Source organism: Streptomyces milbemycinicus (assembly GCF_002154605.1).
Lineage (GTDB): Bacteria > Actinomycetota > Actinomycetes > Streptomycetales > Streptomycetaceae > Streptomyces > Streptomyces milbemycinicus.
In genome coordinates this window covers 1-584 of the sequence record NZ_MUNE01001210.1, presented here as the reverse complement: position 1 = coordinate 584, position 584 = coordinate 1, and the positions used below count along the sequence as shown (strand labels likewise).

Below are 584 nucleotides of genomic sequence, written 5' to 3'. Positions count from 1 at the left end.
CGACGACCCGGAGCTCGCCATCACCGAGGAGATCGGCGCGGAGTCGGCCATGGAGCTGATCTCGTACGCCATGAACCTGGCCGCCGACCGCAAGGCCTGCCCGGCCAAGGACATCGTCAGCCAGCTGGTCGCTGCCGAGGACCAGGGCAATCTGGCCTCCGACGAGTTCGGCTTCTTCGTCCTGCTCCTCGCGGTCGCGGGCAACGAGACCACGCGCAACGCCATCAGCCACGGTATGCACGCCTTCCTCACCCACCCCGACCAGTGGGAGCTGTTCAAGCGCGAGCGTCCGGCCTCCGCCGCGGACGAGATCGTACGGTGGGCCACCCCGGTCATGTCCTTCCAGCGCACCGCCACCCAGGACACCGAGCTGGGCGGACAGCGGATCGCGGCAGGCCAGCGGGTCGGCATCTTCTACTCCTCCGCCAACCACGACCCGGAGGTCTTCGACCGGCCCGAGGACTTCGACATCACCCGCGACCCCAACCCCCACCTGGGCTTCGGCGGCGGAGGCCCGCACTTCTGCCTCGGCAAGAGCCTCGCGGAGCTGGAGATCCGCCTCATCTTCAACGCGATCGCGGACG

General features: G+C 69.0%; 1 protein-coding gene. It reads left to right on the top strand.

Features of this window, described 5'->3' with window-relative positions; genetic code table 11:
- Nucleotides 1-584: cytochrome P450 (locus CCN51_RS52150; protein ID WP_143676253.1), on the top strand; the 584-nt coding region annotated here is incomplete at both ends.